This window comes from Caenimonas soli (assembly GCF_013155545.1).
Lineage (GTDB): Bacteria > Pseudomonadota > Gammaproteobacteria > Burkholderiales > Burkholderiaceae_C > Ramlibacter > Ramlibacter soli.
Genome location: NZ_JABJVV010000014.1, coordinates 77,847 through 96,193 on the forward strand (window position 1 = coordinate 77,847; position 18,347 = coordinate 96,193).

The 18,347-nt window shown below is 66.3% G+C and carries 17 protein-coding genes; 5 read left to right on the forward strand and 12 right to left on the reverse strand.

Going from position 1 to position 18,347, the window contains the following annotated elements; translation table 11 throughout:
* Window positions 1-43: 43 nt before the first annotated feature.
* Complete coding sequence (locus tag HNE04_RS20445; protein ID WP_172223339.1) at window positions 44-730, forward strand: response regulator transcription factor; 687 nt, start codon at window positions 44-46, stop codon at window positions 728-730.
* Window positions 727-2,067, forward strand: coding sequence for a histidine kinase dimerization/phospho-acceptor domain-containing protein (locus tag HNE04_RS20450; protein ID WP_207717654.1), 1,341 nt, complete (start codon window positions 727-729; stop codon window positions 2,065-2,067). The genes HNE04_RS20445 and HNE04_RS20450 overlap by 4 nt, the downstream gene beginning before the upstream one ends.
* Here HNE04_RS20450 and HNE04_RS20455 read toward each other — a convergent pair.
* Both HNE04_RS20455 and zwf read right to left on the reverse strand, forming a co-directional pair.
* On the reverse strand, window positions 2,064-2,909 hold the full coding sequence (locus HNE04_RS20455; protein ID WP_172223342.1) for a MurR/RpiR family transcriptional regulator: 846 nt from the start codon (window positions 2,907-2,909) through the stop codon (window positions 2,064-2,066). The genes HNE04_RS20450 and HNE04_RS20455 overlap by 4 nt on opposite strands.
* A complete protein-coding gene (gene zwf, locus HNE04_RS20460) occupies window positions 2,903-4,369 on the reverse strand; it encodes a glucose-6-phosphate dehydrogenase (protein ID WP_172223345.1) in 1,467 nt (488 codons plus the stop codon). The genes HNE04_RS20455 and zwf overlap by 7 nt, the downstream gene beginning before the upstream one ends.
* A 176-nt stretch (window positions 4,370-4,545) precedes the next feature.
* Between zwf and tal the strand changes: the two genes are divergently transcribed.
* From tal to HNE04_RS20475, 3 genes are read left to right on the forward strand one after another with little or no spacing between them, the layout of a single operon-like run.
* A complete protein-coding gene (gene tal, locus HNE04_RS20465) occupies window positions 4,546-5,493 on the forward strand; it encodes a transaldolase (RefSeq protein WP_172223348.1) in 948 nt (315 codons plus the stop codon).
* Window positions 5,494-5,507: 14 nt separating this feature from the next.
* A complete protein-coding gene (pgi, locus tag HNE04_RS20470) occupies window positions 5,508-7,046 on the forward strand; it encodes a glucose-6-phosphate isomerase (protein WP_172223532.1) in 1,539 nt (512 codons plus the stop codon).
* A gap of 58 nt (window positions 7,047-7,104) precedes the next feature.
* Window positions 7,105-7,479 (forward strand): DUF805 domain-containing protein, encoded by a 375-nt coding sequence (locus tag HNE04_RS20475; RefSeq protein WP_172223351.1) that lies wholly within the window; start codon window positions 7,105-7,107, stop codon window positions 7,477-7,479.
* A 144-nt stretch (window positions 7,480-7,623) separates the two neighbouring features.
* Here the strand turns inward: HNE04_RS20475 and groL are convergent, their stop codons facing one another.
* The 10 genes from groL to HNE04_RS20525 form a co-directional block, all read right to left on the reverse strand.
* Complete coding sequence (gene groL, locus HNE04_RS20480) at window positions 7,624-9,273, reverse strand: chaperonin GroEL (protein ID WP_172223354.1); 1,650 nt, start codon at window positions 9,271-9,273, stop codon at window positions 7,624-7,626.
* Between the two features lie 47 nt (window positions 9,274-9,320).
* A complete protein-coding gene (groES, locus tag HNE04_RS20485; RefSeq protein WP_172223356.1) occupies window positions 9,321-9,638 on the reverse strand; it encodes a co-chaperone GroES in 318 nt (105 codons plus the stop codon).
* 297 nt (window positions 9,639-9,935) lie between these two features.
* Complete coding sequence (locus HNE04_RS20490) at window positions 9,936-10,916, reverse strand: Bug family tripartite tricarboxylate transporter substrate binding protein (RefSeq protein ID WP_172223358.1); 981 nt, start codon at window positions 10,914-10,916, stop codon at window positions 9,936-9,938.
* Between the two features lie 26 nt (window positions 10,917-10,942).
* Entirely contained in the window at window positions 10,943-12,097 is a 1,155-nt protein-coding gene (locus HNE04_RS20495; protein ID WP_172223361.1) for an acyl-CoA dehydrogenase family protein, read from the reverse strand.
* 108 nt (window positions 12,098-12,205) lie between these two features.
* On the reverse strand, window positions 12,206-13,384 hold the full coding sequence (locus HNE04_RS20500) for a thiolase (protein ID WP_172223363.1): 1,179 nt from the start codon (window positions 13,382-13,384) through the stop codon (window positions 12,206-12,208).
* Window positions 13,381-13,764 (reverse strand): Zn-ribbon domain-containing OB-fold protein, encoded by a 384-nt coding sequence (locus HNE04_RS20505; protein WP_172223366.1) that lies wholly within the window; start codon window positions 13,762-13,764, stop codon window positions 13,381-13,383. Before HNE04_RS20505 ends, HNE04_RS20500 begins: the two co-directional genes overlap by 4 nt.
* 12 nt (window positions 13,765-13,776) lie before the next feature.
* On the reverse strand, window positions 13,777-14,682 hold the full coding sequence (locus tag HNE04_RS20510) for an SDR family NAD(P)-dependent oxidoreductase (RefSeq protein ID WP_172223534.1): 906 nt from the start codon (window positions 14,680-14,682) through the stop codon (window positions 13,777-13,779).
* Between the two features lie 37 nt (window positions 14,683-14,719).
* Complete coding sequence (locus tag HNE04_RS20515; RefSeq protein WP_172223369.1) at window positions 14,720-15,538, reverse strand: enoyl-CoA hydratase/isomerase family protein; 819 nt, start codon at window positions 15,536-15,538, stop codon at window positions 14,720-14,722.
* Window positions 15,535-17,217 (reverse strand): long-chain-fatty-acid--CoA ligase, encoded by a 1,683-nt coding sequence (locus HNE04_RS20520; protein WP_172223372.1) that lies wholly within the window; start codon window positions 17,215-17,217, stop codon window positions 15,535-15,537. The genes HNE04_RS20515 and HNE04_RS20520 overlap by 4 nt, the downstream gene beginning before the upstream one ends.
* Complete coding sequence (locus HNE04_RS20525) at window positions 17,214-18,344, reverse strand: acyl-CoA dehydrogenase family protein (RefSeq protein ID WP_172223375.1); 1,131 nt, start codon at window positions 18,342-18,344, stop codon at window positions 17,214-17,216. Before HNE04_RS20525 ends, HNE04_RS20520 begins: the two co-directional genes overlap by 4 nt.
* Window positions 18,345-18,347: the final 3 nt, after the last annotated feature.

Consider the following 18,347-nt stretch of genomic DNA (forward strand, 5'->3'; position numbering starts at 1 on the left):
CGCATTAAGGGAACCTTAAGGCCGCTGCAAGCACAATGGCGGCATGCGTGTCCTGGTGGTGGAAGATGACGAGGGAATTGCCGAGGGCTTGCGGGCGAACCTGCGCGACTATGGCTGGGCCGTCGATACGATGGGCCGGGTGGACCTGGCCTGGGCCGCGCTGTGCGCCGAGCCGTTCGATCTGGTGCTGCTCGACCTGGGCTTGGTGGACGCCGATGGCACCGAGCTGCTCCGGCGCTTGCGCGGCGCGCCGCAAGGCCGGTTGCCCGACCCGGCCACGCCGGTGCTGATCATGACCGCTCGCGACCAGGTCGCTTCGCGAATTGAAAGCCTGGACCTCGGCGCCGATGACTATGTGACCAAGCCTTTCGACGCCGGCGAACTGGCGGCGCGGATGCGGGCGTTGCGGCGCCGGGCGGCCGGCCGCGCCCAGGCCAGGCTGGAACATGGGGAACTGGTGATCGATCCGGCCGCCCGTACGGTGCTGCACGGCGGCAGCCCGGTGGAACTCTCGGCACGCGAGTTCGACCTGCTGCTGGTCTTGCTGGAGGCGAGTCCGCGCGTGCTCTCGCGCGCGCAGATCGAAGCCAAACTCTACAACTGGGAAAGCGGGCTGGACAGCAATGCCATCGAGGTGCACGTACACCGGTTGCGCCGCAAGCTGGGCGAGGAGGTGATCCGTACCGTTCGCGGTGTCGGATACTTCGCCCCGGCGGAAAGCGCGGCTTGAACCAGCCGTCTCTCACACGCCACCTGCTCGCCTGGACGCTGGGCGCCTTGTTGGCCGTGTGGGGCACCTTCATCTTCCTGGGCTACCGCACCGGTCAGCACGAGGCCGACGAGTTGACCGACGGCCACCTGGCCAGCGCCAGCTCGCTGCTGCTCTCGTTCCGGGGCGGTGAATTCATTCCAGAGCAACCAGGCCGCACGCCCATGCTGGCGCCGGCATTCAAAGCCCACGACTACCAGCAGTCCATGAGCGTGGTCGTCTGGGACCGCTCGGGCAAGGTCCTCACCCGTTCCGGTACAGCGCCCGTTCCCGAATTCGAGCACGGCCAAGGCTTCGCCACGCTCAACCTCGGCCAGCCGCCCGAACCCTGGCGGGTGTTCTCGCGCTGGGACGAGGCGGAGGGGCGCAAGGTGATGGTCCTGCTTTCGCTGCGCGAGCGCGACGAACTGGCGGCGGACATTGCCGAACAGATCGCCGAGCCGGGCTTGTGGCTGCTGCCGGTCGTCGCGCTCGCGCTGGGTTTGGCCATCCGCCGCGGCCTGAGGCCCCTGTACGAACTCTCGCGCGACGTGCATTCACTCGATGTTCGGCAGGCCGGGCCGTTGGTGGACCGGTGGCGTCATCGCGAGTTCCGGGCCACGGTGATGGCGATCAATACGCTGATGGAGCGCTATCAGGCTGCGCTGACGCGAGAGCGCGCCCTGGCCAACGAGTTCGCGCACGAGATGCGAACTCCGCTGGCGGCAGTGTCATTGCACGCACGCGCGTTGAAGGCCGCCGCCGAGGGGCCGGACCGCGACCAGCTGCTGGCCCGACTGGATCGCGATGTCTTGCGTGCCGGACAAGTCATGTCCGACCTGCTGGCGCTGGCTCGCGCGAGCAGGGCCGAATGGGACGAGTCGGCGCAAGAGCTGGACCTGGTGGAAGTGGCTCGCCGTGTGGTGGCCGATTTCGCGCCGAGCGCCCACGAAAGCGGCCACGAACTGGCCCTGGCCGGCCCGGAGCGGTTTCCGATGACCGGCCATCCACTGCTGCTGGAACTGGCCGTTCGAAACCTGGTGGAGAACGCGGTGAGCCATACGCCGCGGGGCACGCATGTGGAAGTTCAGCTGGACGCGCAGCAGCGCTGGCTCCAGGTCGGTGACGATGCCCAAGAGACCGGACCGGCACCACCGAAGGACCGCCAGGCCGGCCCGATCCGCGCCCTGGGCTTGGGCCTGGGCCATCGCGTGGTGGAAAAGATCGCCGCCATTCATGGGGCCCGGTTCGAGCTGGTGCGACAGGCCGGCTTCAGCAGCTGCTACCGCATCTCGTTCGATCCCAAGCGGCAGACCTAGGCGTAGCGTTTGTTGCGCAGGTTGTTCTTCATCTCGCGCAGCAGAGGCTGCAGGCGCGGCCCGATGCGCAGCGCCACCGTGGTGGCCAGAACATCGATGATCACCAGATGCAACAGGCGCGAAACCATCGGGCTGTAGCGGTCGTAGCCTTCAGGATGGTCGGCTGCCAGGTGGATGTGGCCGGCCGAGGCCAGCGGCGAGCCGGTGGCGGTCAGCACGATGGTCGTCGCGCCGTTCTTGCGCGCGATGTCGCAGGCGTCCATCAGGTCGCGGGTGCGGCCCGAGTTGGAAATGACCACCACGCAATCGCCCGGGCCCAGCATGGAGGCGCTCATCACCTGCATGTGGCCGTCGCTGTAGGCGATGGTGTTCACGCCCAGGCGGAAGAACTTGTGCTGGGCGTCCTGCGCCACGATGCCGGAATTGCCGACGCCGTAGAACTCGATGCGCCGCCCGGTCTTGTAGGTGGCTGCCAGCGCTTCCACCGCCTTCTCGATCGCAAAGCTCGAGGCATCGTTGCGATACTTCAGAAAGGCGGCGACCGTGTTGTCGACGACCTTCACCAGCACGTCGCTGGTCTTGTCGTCGGCGTCCACGCTGCGGTGGATGAAGGGCACGCCCTCGCTCACGCTGCCGGCCAGCTTGAGCTTGAAATCCGAGAGCCCGTCGTAGCCGATGCTGCGGCAAAAGCGCACCACGGTCGGTTTGCTCACATGGGCCCGTTCGGCGAGTTCGCTGACGGGAAGGTTGGCGAAGGCGCGTGGGTCACCCAGCACCAGCCGGCCGACGCGCTGCTCCGCAGGGGCGAGGGAAGGCAGCGAAGCCTTGATGCGGTCTAGCACTCTTCGCTCCAGCAATGGCCGTCGCGCGCGATCATCGCGCTGGCCGCGGCCGGGCCCCAGGTGCCCGCGGCATAAGGGCGCGGGCCGGAGGCATCGGCGCGCCAGTGCTCCAGGATGGGTTCGACCCAGCGCCAGGCCTCTTCCTGCTCGTCGCTGCGCACGAACAGGTTGAGGCGCCCATCGATCACGTCGAGCAGCAGGCGCTCATAGGCGCCGACTCGTTCGGAGCCGAAACGCTTGTCGAAATCGAGGTCGAGGTGGACGGGTGTCAGCGACTGGATCGCACTCCGCGAATGCTGGCGGTTGTCCTGTCCCTGGGCCAGCAGGTGCAACTCGAGTCCATCCTTGGGCTGCAGGCGGATCACCAGCCGGTTGGCCGCACCGTTCGGGGTGCGGAAGATCGCATGCGGCGCGGGCCGGAAGTTCACCACGATGCGCGCGTCGCGCCCTGCCAGCCGCTTGCCGGTGCGGATATAGAACGGCACCCCGGCCCAGCGCCAGTTGGCGATCTCGGCCCGCAGGGCAACGAAGGTTTCGGTGGTGCTCTGCGGATTGACGCCCGGCTCCTCGCGATAGCCGGGCACCACTTCGCCCGCGACAACGCCGGCCGTGTACTGGCCGCGGATGACGTTCTGGTCCAGCGTCTCGCTGGTCCAGGGTTTGAGCGACCGCAGCACCTTGAGCTTCTCGTCGCGGATCGCGTCGGCGTGGGCGTTGATGGGCGGCTCCATGGCCAGGGCGCAGACCAGCTGCAGTGCATGGTTCTGCACCATGTCGCGCAATGCTCCGGTCTGGTCGTAGAACGCCCCGCGGTTTTCCACGCCCAGGTCCTCGGCGATGGTGATCTGGATGTTGGCGATGTTCTCGCGCCGCCACAACGGCTCGAACAGGGCGTTGCCAAAGCGCAGCGCGAACAGGTTCTGCACCGAGGGCTTGCCCAGGTAGTGGTCGATGCGGAAGATCTGCTTTTCGCTCAGCACGTGGCGCACGGTCTCGTTGATCGCGCGGTTGGACGCCAGGTCGTGGCCCAGGGGCTTTTCCAGCACGATCCGGGTGTTGGGCGTGTTCAGCCCGGCGGCGGCAACCTGCTCGCACACCGCCGTGAAAAGCGAGGGAGCGGTGGCGACATACATGACCACCGTATCGGCCTGGCGTTGGCGCAAGGTGTTCGCCAGCCGCTGGTAGTCATCGGGCCGCGACAAATCCATGCGCAGGAAATGCAGCAGTGCGGCAAAGCGATCGAATTCCTCGGGGGAGGGTCGCTTGGCCAGATCGACCTCGTCGAAACGCGTGCGGATCAGCGCGCGGTATTGCTGGTCGCTCAAATCGTCGCGCGCGACGCCGATGATGCGGCCGGATTCGGGCAGCGTTCCATGCCGAAAGGCCTGGAACAACGCGGGCATCAGCTTGCGCCAGGCGAGGTCGCCGGTGCCGCCGAACAGGACAAGGTCAAAGCTCATGGTCGGATGCGAAAGGTGAAGCGGTAATGTAACTTAGTTTCAGTCGTTGGAGAATTCCAATCAGCTCAACCAAGGCAGCTTACGGTGCCCGGCAAGCGGGTCGCGTAATCGGATTACGCTTAACGTGTCTGAATGCACCGCGCGCCGGCCGGGCAGCCGCGCCGATAATGGGCGCCATGAATCAACTCGATGCGCTCAAGAAGTTCACCACCGTGGTGGCGGACACCGGCGATTTCAAGCAGCTTGCCCAGTTCAAACCGCAGGACGCCACGACCAATCCCTCGCTGATCCTGAAGGCGGTGCAGAAGGCCGACTACGCGCCTGTGCTCAAGGACACCATGGCCCGCTTCGGCAACCGGCCGCTCGACGAAGCGATGGACCGGTTGCTGGTGCGCTTCGGCTGCGAAATCCTTTCGATCATTCCCGGCCGCGTCTCGACCGAGGTCGATGCGCGCCTGAGCTTCGACACCATGGCCTCGCTGACCCGGGCCGAACGCATCATCGAGCTGTACCAGGCCGAGGGCGTGCACGTCGACCGCGTGCTGATCAAGGTGGCCGCCACCTGGGAAGGCATCCAGGCGGCGGAAAAACTCGAGCAGCGCGGCATCCATACCAACCTGACACTGCTGTTTTCTTTTTGCCAGGCGGTGGCTTGCGGACAGGCCAAGGTGCAGCTCATCTCGCCTTTCGTGGGCCGCATCCACGACTGGTACAAGAAATCCGCCGGCAGCGCCTGGGACGAAGCGGCGAGCGCGGGCGCCAACGATCCCGGTGTGCGCTCGGTGCGCCAGATCTACCAGCACTTCAAGCACTTCGGCATTGCCACCGAGATCATGGGCGCCAGCTTTCGCAACGTCCAGCAGATCCTGGCGCTGGCCGGCTGCGACCTGCTGACGATCAGCCCGGAGTTGCTGGCCCAGCTGGCCGCGTCCGATGACCCCGTGAGCCGCGCACTCGTTCCTGAGCAGGCCCGCGCGATGGCGCTGGAGCCCGTCAACTACGACGAAGCCGGTTTTCGCTACGCGTTGAATGAGGACGCGATGGCGACCGACAAACTGGCGGAAGGCATACGCGCCTTCGCCGCGGATGCCGTGAAACTCGAACAACTGATGAAGGGGGCCTGACCATGGTGGCAGCTATGACGCGGCCGCGCTGCGACCAGACGGCGGCGTGGGGTGCATTGGGGCAGCATTTCGAAAGCAAAGGCGGGCGACTGGACCTGCGCGAAGCGTTCCGGTCCGACGCGGACCGCTTCGAGGCCCTGAGCCAGCAAGCGCCCCACGTGTTCGCCGACCTGTCCAAGAACCTGGTGGACACCGCGACCCAGGCCTTGCTGCTGGACATGGCGCGCGAGTGCCGGCTGGAGGACCACCGCGACGCCATGTTCGCCGGCGAGCCCATCAACAACACCGAGCAGCGAGCCGTCAAGCATTGGCTGCTGCGCGTGCCCAAGGGTGCGAGCCGCGACGCCGATGCGGCGGAGGTCCATGCCACGCTGGACGCGATGCTGGCCTATGCCGAACAGGTGCGCGGCGACACGGCGATCACGGACATCGTCAACATCGGAATCGGCGGCTCCGACCTGGGTCCCCAGATGGCCGTGGCCGCGCTGGCCGAATTCGTGCTGCCGGGCAAGCGGTTCCACTTCGTCTCCAACGTCGATGGCCATGAACTCGCCGGCGTGCTGCGCCAGTTGCAGCCGCAGAGCACGCTATTCCTCATTGCATCCAAGACCTTCACCACCATCGAGACGATGACCAACGCGCGGTCGGCACGCGCTTGGTTCGAGGGCCAGGGCGGGACGGACGTCGCGCGACATTTCGCGGCGCTCACCACCAACGTGGCCGCGGCGCGCGAGTTCGGCATCGCCACCACCTTCGGCTTCTGGGACTGGGTGGGCGGGCGCTATTCGATGTGGTCGGCCATCGGGCTGCCCATCGCGATCGCCATCGGCGCTGCCGGTTTTCGCCAGCTGCTGGCGGGCGCCCACGAGATGGACCGGCACTTCGCCACCGCGCCGCTGGCCAGCAATCTTCCGGTGCGCCTCGGGTTGCTCGACCTCTGGTACCGCAACTTCCACGGCTTCACCAGCCGCAGCATCGCGCCGTATCACAGTGCGCTGCGCCGCTTGCCGGCCTACTTGCAGCAGCTGGAAATGGAGAGCAACGGCAAGCGCGTCGATGCGCAAGGCGGATTGCTTTCCATGGCGACCTCGCCGGTGCTGTGGGGCGAGCCCGGCACCAATGGCCAGCATGCATATTTCCAGATGCTGCACCAGGGCACGGACGTCGTGCCGGTGGAGTTCATCGCCGTGAAGCAGGCGCTGCACGACCTGCCCGGCCATCACTCGCAGCTGCTGGCCAACGTGCTGGCGCAGGCCCAGGCGCTGATGAGCGGCAAGGCGACCGAGGGCGGCCACAAGCACTTTCCCGGCAACCGGCCCAGCACCTTCTTCCTGCTGGAACGGCTGGACCCCAGCAGCCTGGGCGCGCTTCTGGCCTTGTACGAGCATCGCGTTTTCGTCAGCGGATCGCTCTGGGGCATCAACAGCTTCGACCAGTGGGGCGTCGAGCTCGGCAAGGTGCTGGCCAAGGACATCGCGCCGCGGCTGGACAGCGGGGATGTCTCCGGGCTCGATGCATCGACGGCCGGGCTGCTGCGCCGGCTCTATCGCTAGTCACCGCTTCTGCATATCATGCAGGCGGGCGATTCGCCTGACATGAGGAGCATTGGAAATGGAAGACATTCAAAAAGCGGTCCGGACCTGCCTGACCAAGTACGCCGATTTCAACGGACGGGCAGCGCGGCCCGAATTCTGGTGGTTCATCCTCGCGCAGGTCGTGGTGGGCATCATCCTCAACATGATCGTCCCGGTTCTCGGCGGCCTGTTTTCGCTGGCCATGCTGGTGCCCACCTTGGCCGCGGGTTCGCGCCGCCTCCACGACATCGGCAAGAGCGGCTGGCTGCAACTGCTGGGCTTTATCCCCCTCATCGGCTGGGCCATCCTGATCTACTGGGCGGCGCAACCCGGCCAGCCTGAAAGCAACCAGTACGGCCCCCCGCCCGCCGACGCACCAGTGACCGCGGCCGTCGCCCCCGGCCAGCAATAAAAAAGGGCCGCAAAGCGGCCCTTCTTGTCTTCGGGGCGCGCAATAACATGCAGCGCCCCCGCCAATGAAAAAGGCCGGGTCTCCCGGCCTTTTTCACTGACTAGCCACTGCAAAAACGCGTAGCGTTTTTGCAGTGAACTGGGCTTACATATCCATGCCGCCCATGCCACCCATACCGCCCATGCCGCCAGGCATGCCGCCCGCGCCGGCTTCGTCCTTCGGAGCCTCGGCCACCATGGCTTCGGTCGTCAGCATCAGCGAAGCGACGGATGCGGCGTTTTGCAGCGCCGTACGGGTCACCTTGGTCGGGTCCAGGATACCCATTTCGATCATGTCGCCATAGGTGTCGTTGGCGGCGTTGAAGCCGTAGTTGCCCTTGCCGTTCAGCACGGCATTGACCACCACGCTCGGCTCGCCACCGGCGTTGGCCACGATTTCGCGCAGGGGCGATTCGATGGCCTTGAGCACCAGCTTGATACCGGCGTCCTGGTCGGGGTTGTCGCCCTTGATGGCGCCGGCAGCTTGCTTGGCGCGCAGCAGCGCAACGCCACCGCCGGCCACGATGCCTTCTTCAACTGCAGCGCGGGTGGCGTGCAGCGCGTCTTCCACGCGAGCCTTCTTCTCTTTCATTTCCACTTCCGTGGCGGCACCGACCTTGATCAGCGCAACACCGCCGGCCAGCTTGGCCACGCGCTCTTGCAGCTTTTCACGGTCGTAGTCGCTGGTGGCTTCCTCGATCTGGACGCGGATCTGCTTGACGCGCGCTTCGATGTCGGCGCCGGCGCCGGCGCCGTCGATGATGGTGGTGTTTTCCTTGCCCACTTCGATGCGCTTGGCTTGGCCCAGGTCGGCCAGGGTCACCTTCTCGAGCGTCAGGCCCACTTCTTCAGCGATGACCTTGCCGCCCGTCAGGATGGCGATGTCTTCCAGCATGGCCTTGCGGCGGTCGCCGAAGCCCGGAGCCTTGACGGCCACGACCTTCAGGATGCCACGGATGGTGTTGACCACCAGGGTTGCCAGGGCTTCGCCTTCGACTTCCTCGGCGATCACCAGCAGCGGACGGCCGGCCTTGGCAACTTGCTCCAGGATGGGCAGCAGGTCGCGGATGTTGCTGATCTTTTTGTCGTACAGCAGCACGAAGGGGTTGTCCAACAGCGCCGATTGCTTCTCGGGGTTGTTGATGAAGTAGGGCGACAGGTAGCCGCGGTCGAACTGCATGCCTTCGACGACTTCCAGCTCGGACTCCAGCGACTTGCCGTCTTCGACGGTGATCACGCCTTCCTTGCCGACCTTGTCCATCGCGTCAGCGATGATCTTGCCGATGGCTTCGTCGCTGTTGGCCGAAATGGAGCCGACCTGGGCGATTTCCTTGGAGGTCGTCGTGGCCTTGGAGGCCTTCTTCAGCTGGTCGACCAGCTGGGTCACAGCCTTGTCGATGCCGCGCTTCAGGTCCATCGGGTTCATGCCGGCGGCCACGTACTTCATGCCTTCGCGCACGATGGCCTGGGCCAGCACGGTGGCGGTGGTGGTGCCGTCACCGGCGATGTCGCTGGTCTTGGAAGCGACTTCCTTGACCATCTGCGCGCCCATGTTCTGGAGCTTGTCCTTCAGCTCGATTTCCTTGGCCACGGACACGCCGTCCTTGGTCACGGTGGGGGCGCCGAAGGAGCGCTCGAGCACCACGTTGCGGCCCTTGGGGCCCAAGGTCACCTTGACTGCGTTGGCCAGGATGTTCACACCCTCGACCATGCGCGCGCGGGCGTCGCCGCCGAAAATTACGTCTTTTGCTGCCATGTTGCTACCTCAAAAATTGTTGAACGGATCGCGGATTCGAAAGGGAATCAGGCGACCTTCTTCAGGCCGGCGGGAGCGCCTTCGACGACCGCGAACAGGTCATCTTCCTTCATGACCAGCAGTTCGTCGCCTTCGACCTTGACGGTCTGGCCGCTGTACTTGCCGAACAGGACGCGGTCACCCACCTTGACGTTCGGAGCGATCAGGTCGCCCTTGTCGGTCTTGCGGCCCGGGCCCACGGCCACAACTTCACCCTGGTCGGGCTTTTCGGCGGCAGCGTCGGGGATGACGATGCCCGAGGCGGTTTTGGTTTCACTGTCGATACGCTTGACGATCACGCGATCGTGCAGGGGGCGAAGTTTCATTGCATCTCCTTGACTTGAAACTGAGGGACATCAAAAAGCGCCAACGAAGTTAGCGCTTAATAACTTGTCGAGGAGGAGGTGTTGTTAGCACTCTTCTCCAGCGAGTGCTAATGATAAGGGCTTTTGGCCGGCTTTCAAGGGGGCAGATGAAAGCAATGGCACCAGGCACGGTTGTGTCGGATGGCCAGGATCTCAGCGGTTGCGCCTTCCCCCTGCGCCCTCCTGGCCGGGCGCGCTTCCAGGGGGGCCATGTCGCGTCAATCGCGGCACGGCTCGCCAGATGAACCTCTGACGAGGCTACTGGCTCAGCCGGATGTTCGCGTCCTTGATGATCTTGGCGTAGACCCCGGCGTCGCTGCGCACGATCTTTTGAACTTCCTCCGGCTTGCCGCCGGCGACCTGCAAGCCCAGGGCCTCGATCTTCGCGGTCACGTCCGGCAGCCGCAGGATGCGGTTGACCTCGTCGGACAGCTTCTGCACCACCGGCGCCGGCGCGCCGGCGGGCAGGAACAGGCCGAACCAGCCATACGGATCGAAAGAATGGTAGCCCAGCTCGGCGAAGGTCGGCACGTCCGGCATGCCGGGAATGCGCTGCGTGCCGGTGACGGCCAGGGGGCGGATCGACTTCAGGTGCGGCCGCGCCGAGGCGCTGTCGATGAAGGCGGACGGAAGCTGGCCGCCCACCAGGTTGGTCACCAGCGGCGCCGCGCCGTTGAACGGCACGTGCACCAGGTCCAGGCTCGCCTGCATGTTCAGGAGCGATCCCTGGATGTGGGACGAGGTGCCCGCTCCATAAGTGCCATAGCTGTATTTGCCCGGGCTGGCTTTCGCCATCGCGATGAATTCCTTCAGGCTCTTGGCCGGCGAGTCCAGCGGCACGGCGAACATGCTGGGGCTGCGCGCGATGAGCGTCACGGGAGCAAAGTCCTTCAGCGGGTCGTACGGCAGCTTGTCCATCAACGACTGCTGCTGGATCAGGGCGGTGATGGCCACCAGCACGGTGTAGCCGTCGGGATTCGCCTTCGCCACGAGGCTGTTGCCGATGGTGCCGGCGGCGCCCGCGCGGTTCTCCACCACCACGGGCTGGCCCCAGGCCTCCTGGAGCTTCTGGGCGACGGTGCGCGCCAGCGTGTCGGTGGCGCCACCGGCCGGGTACGGCACGACGAACTTGATGGCCTGGGAGGGGTAGGGAGTGCTTTGCGCGAATACGCCGCCGAAAGGGGCGAGCGCGGCCAGGGCGCCTATGGCGCAGGCGCGGCGGATGCGGGAAATTCCCATGGCTTGTCTCCTCTGTGGTTGGAAGGTCAACGTGTCGCCTCGCGCACCATATTGCGGGCGATCACGACCTGCTGGATCTGGCTGGTCCCCTCGTAGAGGCGGAACAGGCGAACGTCCCGGTAGAAGCGCTCGATGCCGTAGTCGCTGATGTAGCCGGCGCCGCCGAAGATCTGCACGGCGCGGTCGGCCACCCGGCCGCACATCTCCGACGCGAACAGCTTGCAGCAGGACGCTTCGGTGGCCACGTTGAGGCCCTCGTCGCGCTTGCGCGCGGCGTCGACCACCATGCTGCGCGCGGCATAGAGCTCCGCCTGGCTGTCGGCCAGCATGGCCTGCACCAGCTGGAACTCGGCGATGGGCTGGCCGAACTGCTTGCGTTCGATGGCGTAGTTCAGCGCGTCACGCAGCATGCGCTCAGCCACGCCCACGCAAATGGCGGCGATGTGGATACGGCCCTTCTCCAGCACCTTCATCGCCGTCTTGAATCCCTGGCCTTCCTTGCCGCCGATCAGCTGGCTGGCGGGCACGCGGCAGTTCTCGAAGATAACGTCGGCGGTATGGGCGCCGCGCTGGCCCATCTTCTTGTCCTTCTTGCCGATGCTGATGCCGGGCGTGCTCGCTTCCACGATGAAGGCCGAAACGCCGCCGGCGCCCTTGTCCTCAAGGTCGGTGCGCGCCATCAGCGTGAAGATGCCGGCGTGCGGTGCGTTGGTGATGAAGCGCTTGGTGCCGTTGACCACGTAGTGATCGCCATCGCGGATGGCGGTGGTGCGCAGCGAGGCCGCGTCAGAACCCGCGTCCGGCTCCGTGAGCGCGAACGAGGCGATCAGTTCGCCGGTAGCCAGGCGCGGCAGGTACTTCTTCTTCTGCGCTTCCGTGCCATCGAACAGGATGCCCTGCGAGCCGATGCCCACCGTGGTGCCGAACAAGGAGCGGAAGCAGGGCGAGGTCTGGCCCATGGCCAGCATCACCATCACTTCTTCCTCCATGGTCACGCCCAGCCCGCCGTACTCCTCGGGCACGGTCAGGCCGAACAAGCCAAGCTCTTTCATCTCGCGCACGATGTCGGCGGGAATCTCGTCGGTTTCGGCTACTTCGGCTTCGGCGGGAACGAGGCGCTCGCGCACGAAGCGGTTGACGGCGTCGAGCAGCGCGTTGAGGGTGTCGGGGTCGCGGATCAATTTGTGCTCCTCGGGTTTGTCATTGCGGACTCGATCCGCAATCCACAGCGGCGTGCCTGGCACTCCACGATGGATCCCGGGTCAAGCCCGGGATGACAGGGTTGGTCTTCACAGTACTTCTTCGGTGCCCAGCACCGCTGTCGCCTGGCTGGACAACATGCCGCCGTTGCCGTGGGCCAGCGCCGTGCGCGCATTCCGGACCTGACGCTCGCCGGCCTCGCCGCGCAGCTGGCGCACAGCCTCGATCAGGGCGAAGATGCCGTACATGCCTGGATGCACGCAGGACAGGCCTCCGCCATTGGTGTTCACCGCCAGCTTGCCGCCGGGCGCGATGGCGCCGTCCTGGACGAAGCGCCCGCCTTCGCCTTTGGGGCAGAAACCCAGGTCTTCCAGGAACAGCAGGGTGTTGATGGTGAAGGCGTCGTAGAGTTGGACCACGTCGATGTCGCTCGGCGACAGTCCGGCCATCGCGAAGGCTTCGCGGCCGGACTGGCAGGCGGCCGTCACGGTGAGGTCCGGCATCGAGGAGATCTGGCGGTTCCAGACGGCGGTGGCATTGCCCAACACGTAGACCGGCTTGCGCGGCAGATGCCTGGCGCGCTCGGCGCTGACCAGCACATAGGCGCCGCCGCCATCGGTGACCAGGCAGCAGTCGCGCACCGTGAGCGGGTCCGACACCATGCGCGACGCGAGCACGTCTCCGACGCTGAGCGGATCGCGCATGAAAGCCTCCGGGTTCAGGCGGGCCCAGGCCCGCGCGGCGACCGCCACCTGCGCCAGTTGCTCGCGCGTGGTGCCGAACTCGTGCATGTGGCGCGACGCGGCCAGCGCATAGGCCGAGATCGGGAACATCGGCTCATACGGATGCTCGTAGGGCTGCGGGTCCAGGAATCGGCGGGCCGCGACGATCTCGCGCCGGCCGAAGGTAGCGCTGCGTTGCGCGCTGCCGTAGCAGACCAGCACTGCATTGCACTGCCCCGAGCGGACCGCCTGCATGGCGGGCAGCAGATGCGCGATGAAGCTGCTGCCGCCCAGCATGGTGGTGTCGATGTAGCGCGGGTTCAGGCCCAGGTATTCCACAACCGGCAAGCCCCACATCGTGGATGAAGCACTGGCGGTGCACAGGCCGTCGATGTCGCTCATCTTCAGGCCGGCATCGGCGACGGCGGCGCGCGCGGCGCGGGCGAGCAGTTCGATGTCGGTGAAGCCGGGTGTTTCGCCGCAGCCGAAGGTGGCCACACCGGTGATGGCGGCGCCGCCGCGCAGCGATTTCAAGTCGTTGGTCATGATGCGGCTCCAACGGCGTCGAACAGCACCAAGCCGCGGCCGTCCTTGACCTGTACGCGCGCCTTCACGCGCTGGCCGATGCGCACCTGGTCCGCGGGCAGGTTGTCCACGCGGCTCATCAGGCGCACGCCTTCGTCCAGGTCGATCAGCGACACGTTGAGGTCGCCGCCATCGGCGGGCTTGCGCCGGACGGTTGTGACGGCATACACGGTCCCGCTGCCTTGCGGCAGCGCCCATTCCAGGGCGCTGCCGCCGCAGTGGGGGCACAGTTCACGTGGAAAGTACACATGCTTGCCGCAGCCGCCGCAGCGCTGGATCAGGAAGCGGCCGGCGTCCAGCTCGAGTTGGTGAAAGGCTTGTACGCCTTGGGGTTCAGTCATGGTGTGCTCGCTTCAGATCGGATCCCAGCTGAACACGTCGGCGGAGCGGTCCAGGTCGTAGAAGCTGGCCTTCAGCGCCGGCAGCGCGTGGCTGGCGACGGTCTGCGGGCTCCAGCCTTCGCTGCGATGCACCGAACGCACCGGCCTGGGCTGACTCATCAGGAAAATCTCGTTGTTGCGCACGGCGAAGATCTGGCCATTGACGTCGCTTGCCGCATCGCTGGCCAGGCACACCGCCAGGGGCGCGATCTTGGCCGGCGTCATCTGCTTCAAACGATCCACCCGCGCCTGCTCTTCCGGCGTTTCCGTCGGGATCGAGCCGATCATGCGGCTCCAGGCGAAGGGCGAGATGCAGTTGGATCGCACGTTGAACTTCTGCATGTCCAGGGCGATGGACTTGGACAGCGCCGCGACGCCCAGTTTGGCCGCCGAATAGTTGGCTTGGCCCAGGTTGCCCACCAGGCCCGAGGTGGACGTCATGTGGATGTAGCAGCCGCTTTCCTGTTCCTTGAAATGCGTGGCCGCGGCGCGGCTGACATGGAAGCTGCCGTACAGGTGGACCCTGATGACCGCATCCCATTCCTCGGGGCTCATCTTGTGGAAGATACGATCGCGCAGGATCCCGGCGTTGTTGACGACCACGTCGAGGCGGCCGAACGCTTCGAGCGCCGTGCCTACCATGCGCGCCGCGCTCGCCGCTTCCGACACGCTGTCGGTGTTGGCGACGGCGCTGCCGCCAGCCGCCTTGATCTCATTCACCACGGCCTGGGCCGGCCCGGTGTCGCTGCCTTCGCCGGCGACCGATGCGCCGATGTCGTTGACGACGACCTTCGCGCCTTCGCGCGCCATGGCCAGCGCGATGTCGCGGCCTATGCCGCCGCCGGCGCCGGTGACCAGGACGACCTTGCCGTCCAGCATGGGGGTGTTGCTGCTCATTTCATTTCTCCTTGTTTGCTCACTCTCGCGCTTGCGGGAGAGGATTGGGGTGAGGGTTCGGCCACTGGAATGCAGGAGGTTGCTTGTCCAGGAATTGGCGTACCGCCTCGCGGTGCGGCGTAGTCTGGAAGCACAGCGCCTGGGCGTTGGCCTCGGCTTCGAAAGCTGCTTCCATGGCGCCCGGGTCGGCGGCGATGCGCTTGACGAGGCTCACGGCAAGCGGTGAGGCCGCGGCGAAACTGCCCGCCAGCGCCAGCGCGCGCGGCAGCAGCTCAGCGCTTTCGTGCAGTTCCATCGCGATGCCCAGTTGCATCGCCTCCCGGGCAGTCACCTCGCGAGCGGACAACATGAGCTCCCGGGCGCGTTGGGCGCCAACGATGCGAGGCAAGGTGTAGGTGGCGCCACAGTCCGGCACCAGCCCAATCCGCATGAACGAGAGGCAGAAGCGCGCCCGTGGGGTCGCCAGAACGAAATCCGCGGTCAGCGCCAGGCTGAAACCCGCGCCATAGGCGGCGCCGTCCACGGCTGCGATGACCGGGCGATCGAGCGTGAGGAGCTCGCGGAAGATGCCTTGCGTGGCGTACATGCGCTCGCGCCAGCCGTCGCTCTCCAGTTGCGAGGCCGCGGAGATGCCGCGCAAGTCGCCGCCGGCACAGAACGAGCCGTTGGCGCCTGCGAGCACCAGCGCGCGGATGTCGCGATCGGCCTTGACCTGCGCCACAGCCTGCGCGAGGCCCTCACGCATGGGCTTGGTCAGGGCGTTGCGGCTGGCCGCGCTGTCGAGGGTGACCAGCGCGGTGGCGCCATGGCGCTCGAAACGAAAGGGGTTGTCGCTCATGTTGTTGCCTCCTGGGCGGCGCGCTGCTGCGCCTCCTGCAATTCGCGCCAAAGAATCTTGCCGGTGCCGGATTTCGGCAGGGCGTCCATGAATTCAACGATGCGCGGGGCCTTGTAGACGGCCATGCGCTCGCGGCCCCAATCGACGAGCTGGTGCTCGCTGACGTTGCCGCGGAAAGCGGGCTTGAGCACCACCAGCGCCTTCACCGTTTCGCCGCGCTTGCCGTCCGGCACGGCGATGACGCAGGCCTCGTGGATCGCGGGGTGTTCGTACATGGCGCTTTCCACCTCGGCCGGCCAGACCTTGTAGCCCGATGCGTTGATCATCCGCTTCAAGCGGTCGCGCATGAAGAAGTAGCCTTCCTCGTCCATCATGGCCAGGTCACCGGTGCGAAAGAAGCGCTTGCCTTCGATCTCGACGAAGGACTCCCGGTCCGCCTCGGGTTTGTTCCAGTAGCCCTTCATGACCTGCTCGCCGTGGGTCACCAGCTCGCCTACTTCGCCTTGCGGCAATTCCTTCAACGTGGCGGGATCGATGATGCGTGAATCAACGCCTTGCGTGGGAATGCCCAGGCACTGGCGCTTGCCGCGCGCCAGCGGGTTCGCATGCAGGAAGGCGGCGGTTTCGCTGAGTCCATAGGCTTCGTTGTACGAGAGGCCGTAGCGCTGCGCCAGCATGGCCGATACCGCCTCGGGCATGGCCGCACCTCCGCCGGATAGCAGGGCGAGGCTGGAGAGATCGCGCTGCTGCGTCTGGGGCTGTGAGAACAAGTCCAACACCATCGCCGGTGGCGCGGTCCAGACCGTGACGCGATGGCGCTCGATCAGCCGTGCCGCCACGGCCGCGTTCCAGCGCGGCATCATCACAGCCGTCGCGCCCAGCACGATGGGCATGTTCATGCCGTTCTGCAGGCCCAGCATGTGGAACAGGGGCGCCACGGCGAGCACCACTGTCTCGGCGTTCAAGCCCTTCCACACCTGCGAGGAGGCGAGGGAGGCCAGCACCGTGGCGTGCGTGTGCATGCAGCCCTTGGGATGGCCGGTGGTGCCGGAGGTGTACGGCAGGACTGCCAAGTCCTCGGGATCGCGCTGCAACGCCGCGCCGATGGGCACGCAGGCCAGGGCTTCATCGAAGCCATGGAACCGCGGGCCGGGCAATGGCTGGCGCGGGATCGCGACCCATTCGGGTACTTCGTCCGCCATGCGATCGGGCCCCAAGGCATCGCTGTAGGCGTGGACGATGGCGACTTCGAACGCGTCGGGGTCCAGGTTCGGCAGCAGCTCCTGCGCGACGAATGCGACGCGCGCACCGCTGTCCTGCGCGTAGTAGCGCACCTCAGCCGCCTTGCTCATCGGATTGACGGGCACGACGACCGCTCCGGCGCGCAGGATGGCATAGAAGGCGACCACGAACTGCGGGCAGTTCTGGCTGGCCAGAAGCACCCGATCGCCCGGGGCCACGCCCAGGCATCGCTGCAAGAACGCAGCCACCGCGTCCACCTGCTGTTTGAGCTGCGCGTAGGTGGTTTTGGAACCGCAATAGACGATGGCGGGCTTGTCCGGGTAACGTCGCGCCGCCACGTCCAGGTACTCGGGCAACGTGGTCCGAGGCACGAGCAGATCGCGGGCCACGCCCTTGGGCCAGAAGCGGAAATGAGGGGCGCCGGCCCGAGTCGTCATCTCTTCTCCAAAGCCCGGGCGATGAGTTCCTTCATCACCTCGTTGGCACCGCCCAGGATGCGTGTCACGCGCATGTCGGCGTACAGGCGGGCGATGGGGTACTCGTTCATGAAGCCGTAGCCGCCGTGCAGCTGCAGGCACTCGTCGATGATCCGGCAGCAGGTGTCCGTGGTCCACCACTTGGCCATGGCGGCCGTGGTGGCGTCCAGCTCGCCCTTCATCAGGCGCGCGATGCAGTCGTCCACGAAGGCCTGCGCGGCGCGTGCCTGCGTCTCGCATTCGGCGAGCTTGAAGCGCGTGTTCTGCAGCGCCATCAGGGGCTGGCCGAATACCTGGCGGTCGCGCACATACGCGAGGGTTTCGTCGAGCGCGCGGCGCATCGTCGCCACCGCGCCCACGGCGATCAGCATGCGCTCGCGCGGCAGCTGCTGCATCAGCTGCACGAAGCCCCGGCCTTCCTCGCCCAGCAGGTGGCTCGCCGGGACCTTCACGTCGTCGAAGAACAGCTCGCAGGTGTCCAGTGTCTTTTGCCCCAGCTTGTCCAGCAGCGGCCCGCGGCGGAAGCCCTCGGCGCCCTCGGCTTCCAGCACCAGCAGCGAGATGCCCTTGGCGCCCGCCTCGCTGCCCGTCTTCACAGCCACCACGATCAGGTTGGCGTGCAGGCCATTGGTGATGAAGGTCTTGGCGCCCCGGATGCGCCAATGCTCGCCTTCGAGCGTGGCCTGGGTGCGGATGCGCTGCAGGTCGCTGCCCGTGCCGGGTTCGCTCATGGCGATCGCGGCGACCAGCTCCCCCGTGGCCATCTTCGGCAGCCAGCGCTTTTTCTGCGCCTGCGTGCCATAGGCCAGGATGTAGTGCGCGACGATCCCGCTGTGCACGTTGTTGCTGAAGGCCTGCGACATGGTGTACATCTGCTCCTCGCAGATCACCGCCTCGTGCAGGAAGTTGCCGCCGCCGCCGCCGAACTCATCCGGCACGGCCGCACAGAGCAGGCCGGCCGCGCCGGCCTTGTTCCAGATCTCGCGTTCGGCATGGTGCTGCGCGCGCCAGCGCATCTCGTTGGGCACGCACTCGCGCTCGAAGAAGCGGCGCGCGCTGTCGCGCAGCATCTCCAGCTCTTCGTTCATCCA

Bases quoted from the DNA above. Each gene is read 5' to 3' on its own strand.
- HNE04_RS20525 (WP_172223375.1), bottom strand. From the start codon at position 18,344: ATGAACGAAGAGCTGGAGATGCTGCGCGACAGCGCGCGCCGCTTCTTC.
- HNE04_RS20475 (WP_172223351.1), top strand. From the start codon at position 7,105: ATGGAAGACATTCAAAAAGCGGTCCGGACCTGCCTGACCAAGTACGCC.
- HNE04_RS20520 (WP_172223372.1), bottom strand. From the start codon at position 17,217: ATGACGACTCGGGCCGGCGCCCCTCATTTCCGCTTCTGGCCCAAGGGC.
- HNE04_RS20515 (WP_172223369.1), bottom strand. From the start codon at position 15,538: ATGAGCGACAACCCCTTTCGTTTCGAGCGCCATGGCGCCACCGCGCTG.
- HNE04_RS20500 (WP_172223363.1), bottom strand. From the start codon at position 13,384: ATGACCAACGACTTGAAATCGCTGCGCGGCGGCGCCGCCATCACCGGT.
- pgi (WP_172223532.1), top strand. From the start codon at position 5,508: ATGACGCGGCCGCGCTGCGACCAGACGGCGGCGTGGGGTGCATTGGGG.
- HNE04_RS20510 (WP_172223534.1), bottom strand. From the start codon at position 14,682: ATGCTGGACGGCAAGGTCGTCCTGGTCACCGGCGCCGGCGGCGGCATA.
- HNE04_RS20505 (WP_172223366.1), bottom strand. From the start codon at position 13,764: ATGACTGAACCCCAAGGCGTACAAGCCTTTCACCAACTCGAGCTGGAC.
- HNE04_RS20490 (WP_172223358.1), bottom strand. From the start codon at position 10,916: ATGGGAATTTCCCGCATCCGCCGCGCCTGCGCCATAGGCGCCCTGGCC.
- zwf (WP_172223345.1), bottom strand. From the start codon at position 4,369: ATGAGCTTTGACCTTGTCCTGTTCGGCGGCACCGGCGACCTCGCCTGG.
- groES (WP_172223356.1), bottom strand. From the start codon at position 9,638: ATGAAACTTCGCCCCCTGCACGATCGCGTGATCGTCAAGCGTATCGAC.
- groL (WP_172223354.1), bottom strand. From the start codon at position 9,273: ATGGCAGCAAAAGACGTAATTTTCGGCGGCGACGCCCGCGCGCGCATG.
- tal (WP_172223348.1), top strand. From the start codon at position 4,546: ATGAATCAACTCGATGCGCTCAAGAAGTTCACCACCGTGGTGGCGGAC.
- HNE04_RS20445 (WP_172223339.1), top strand. From the start codon at position 44: ATGCGTGTCCTGGTGGTGGAAGATGACGAGGGAATTGCCGAGGGCTTG.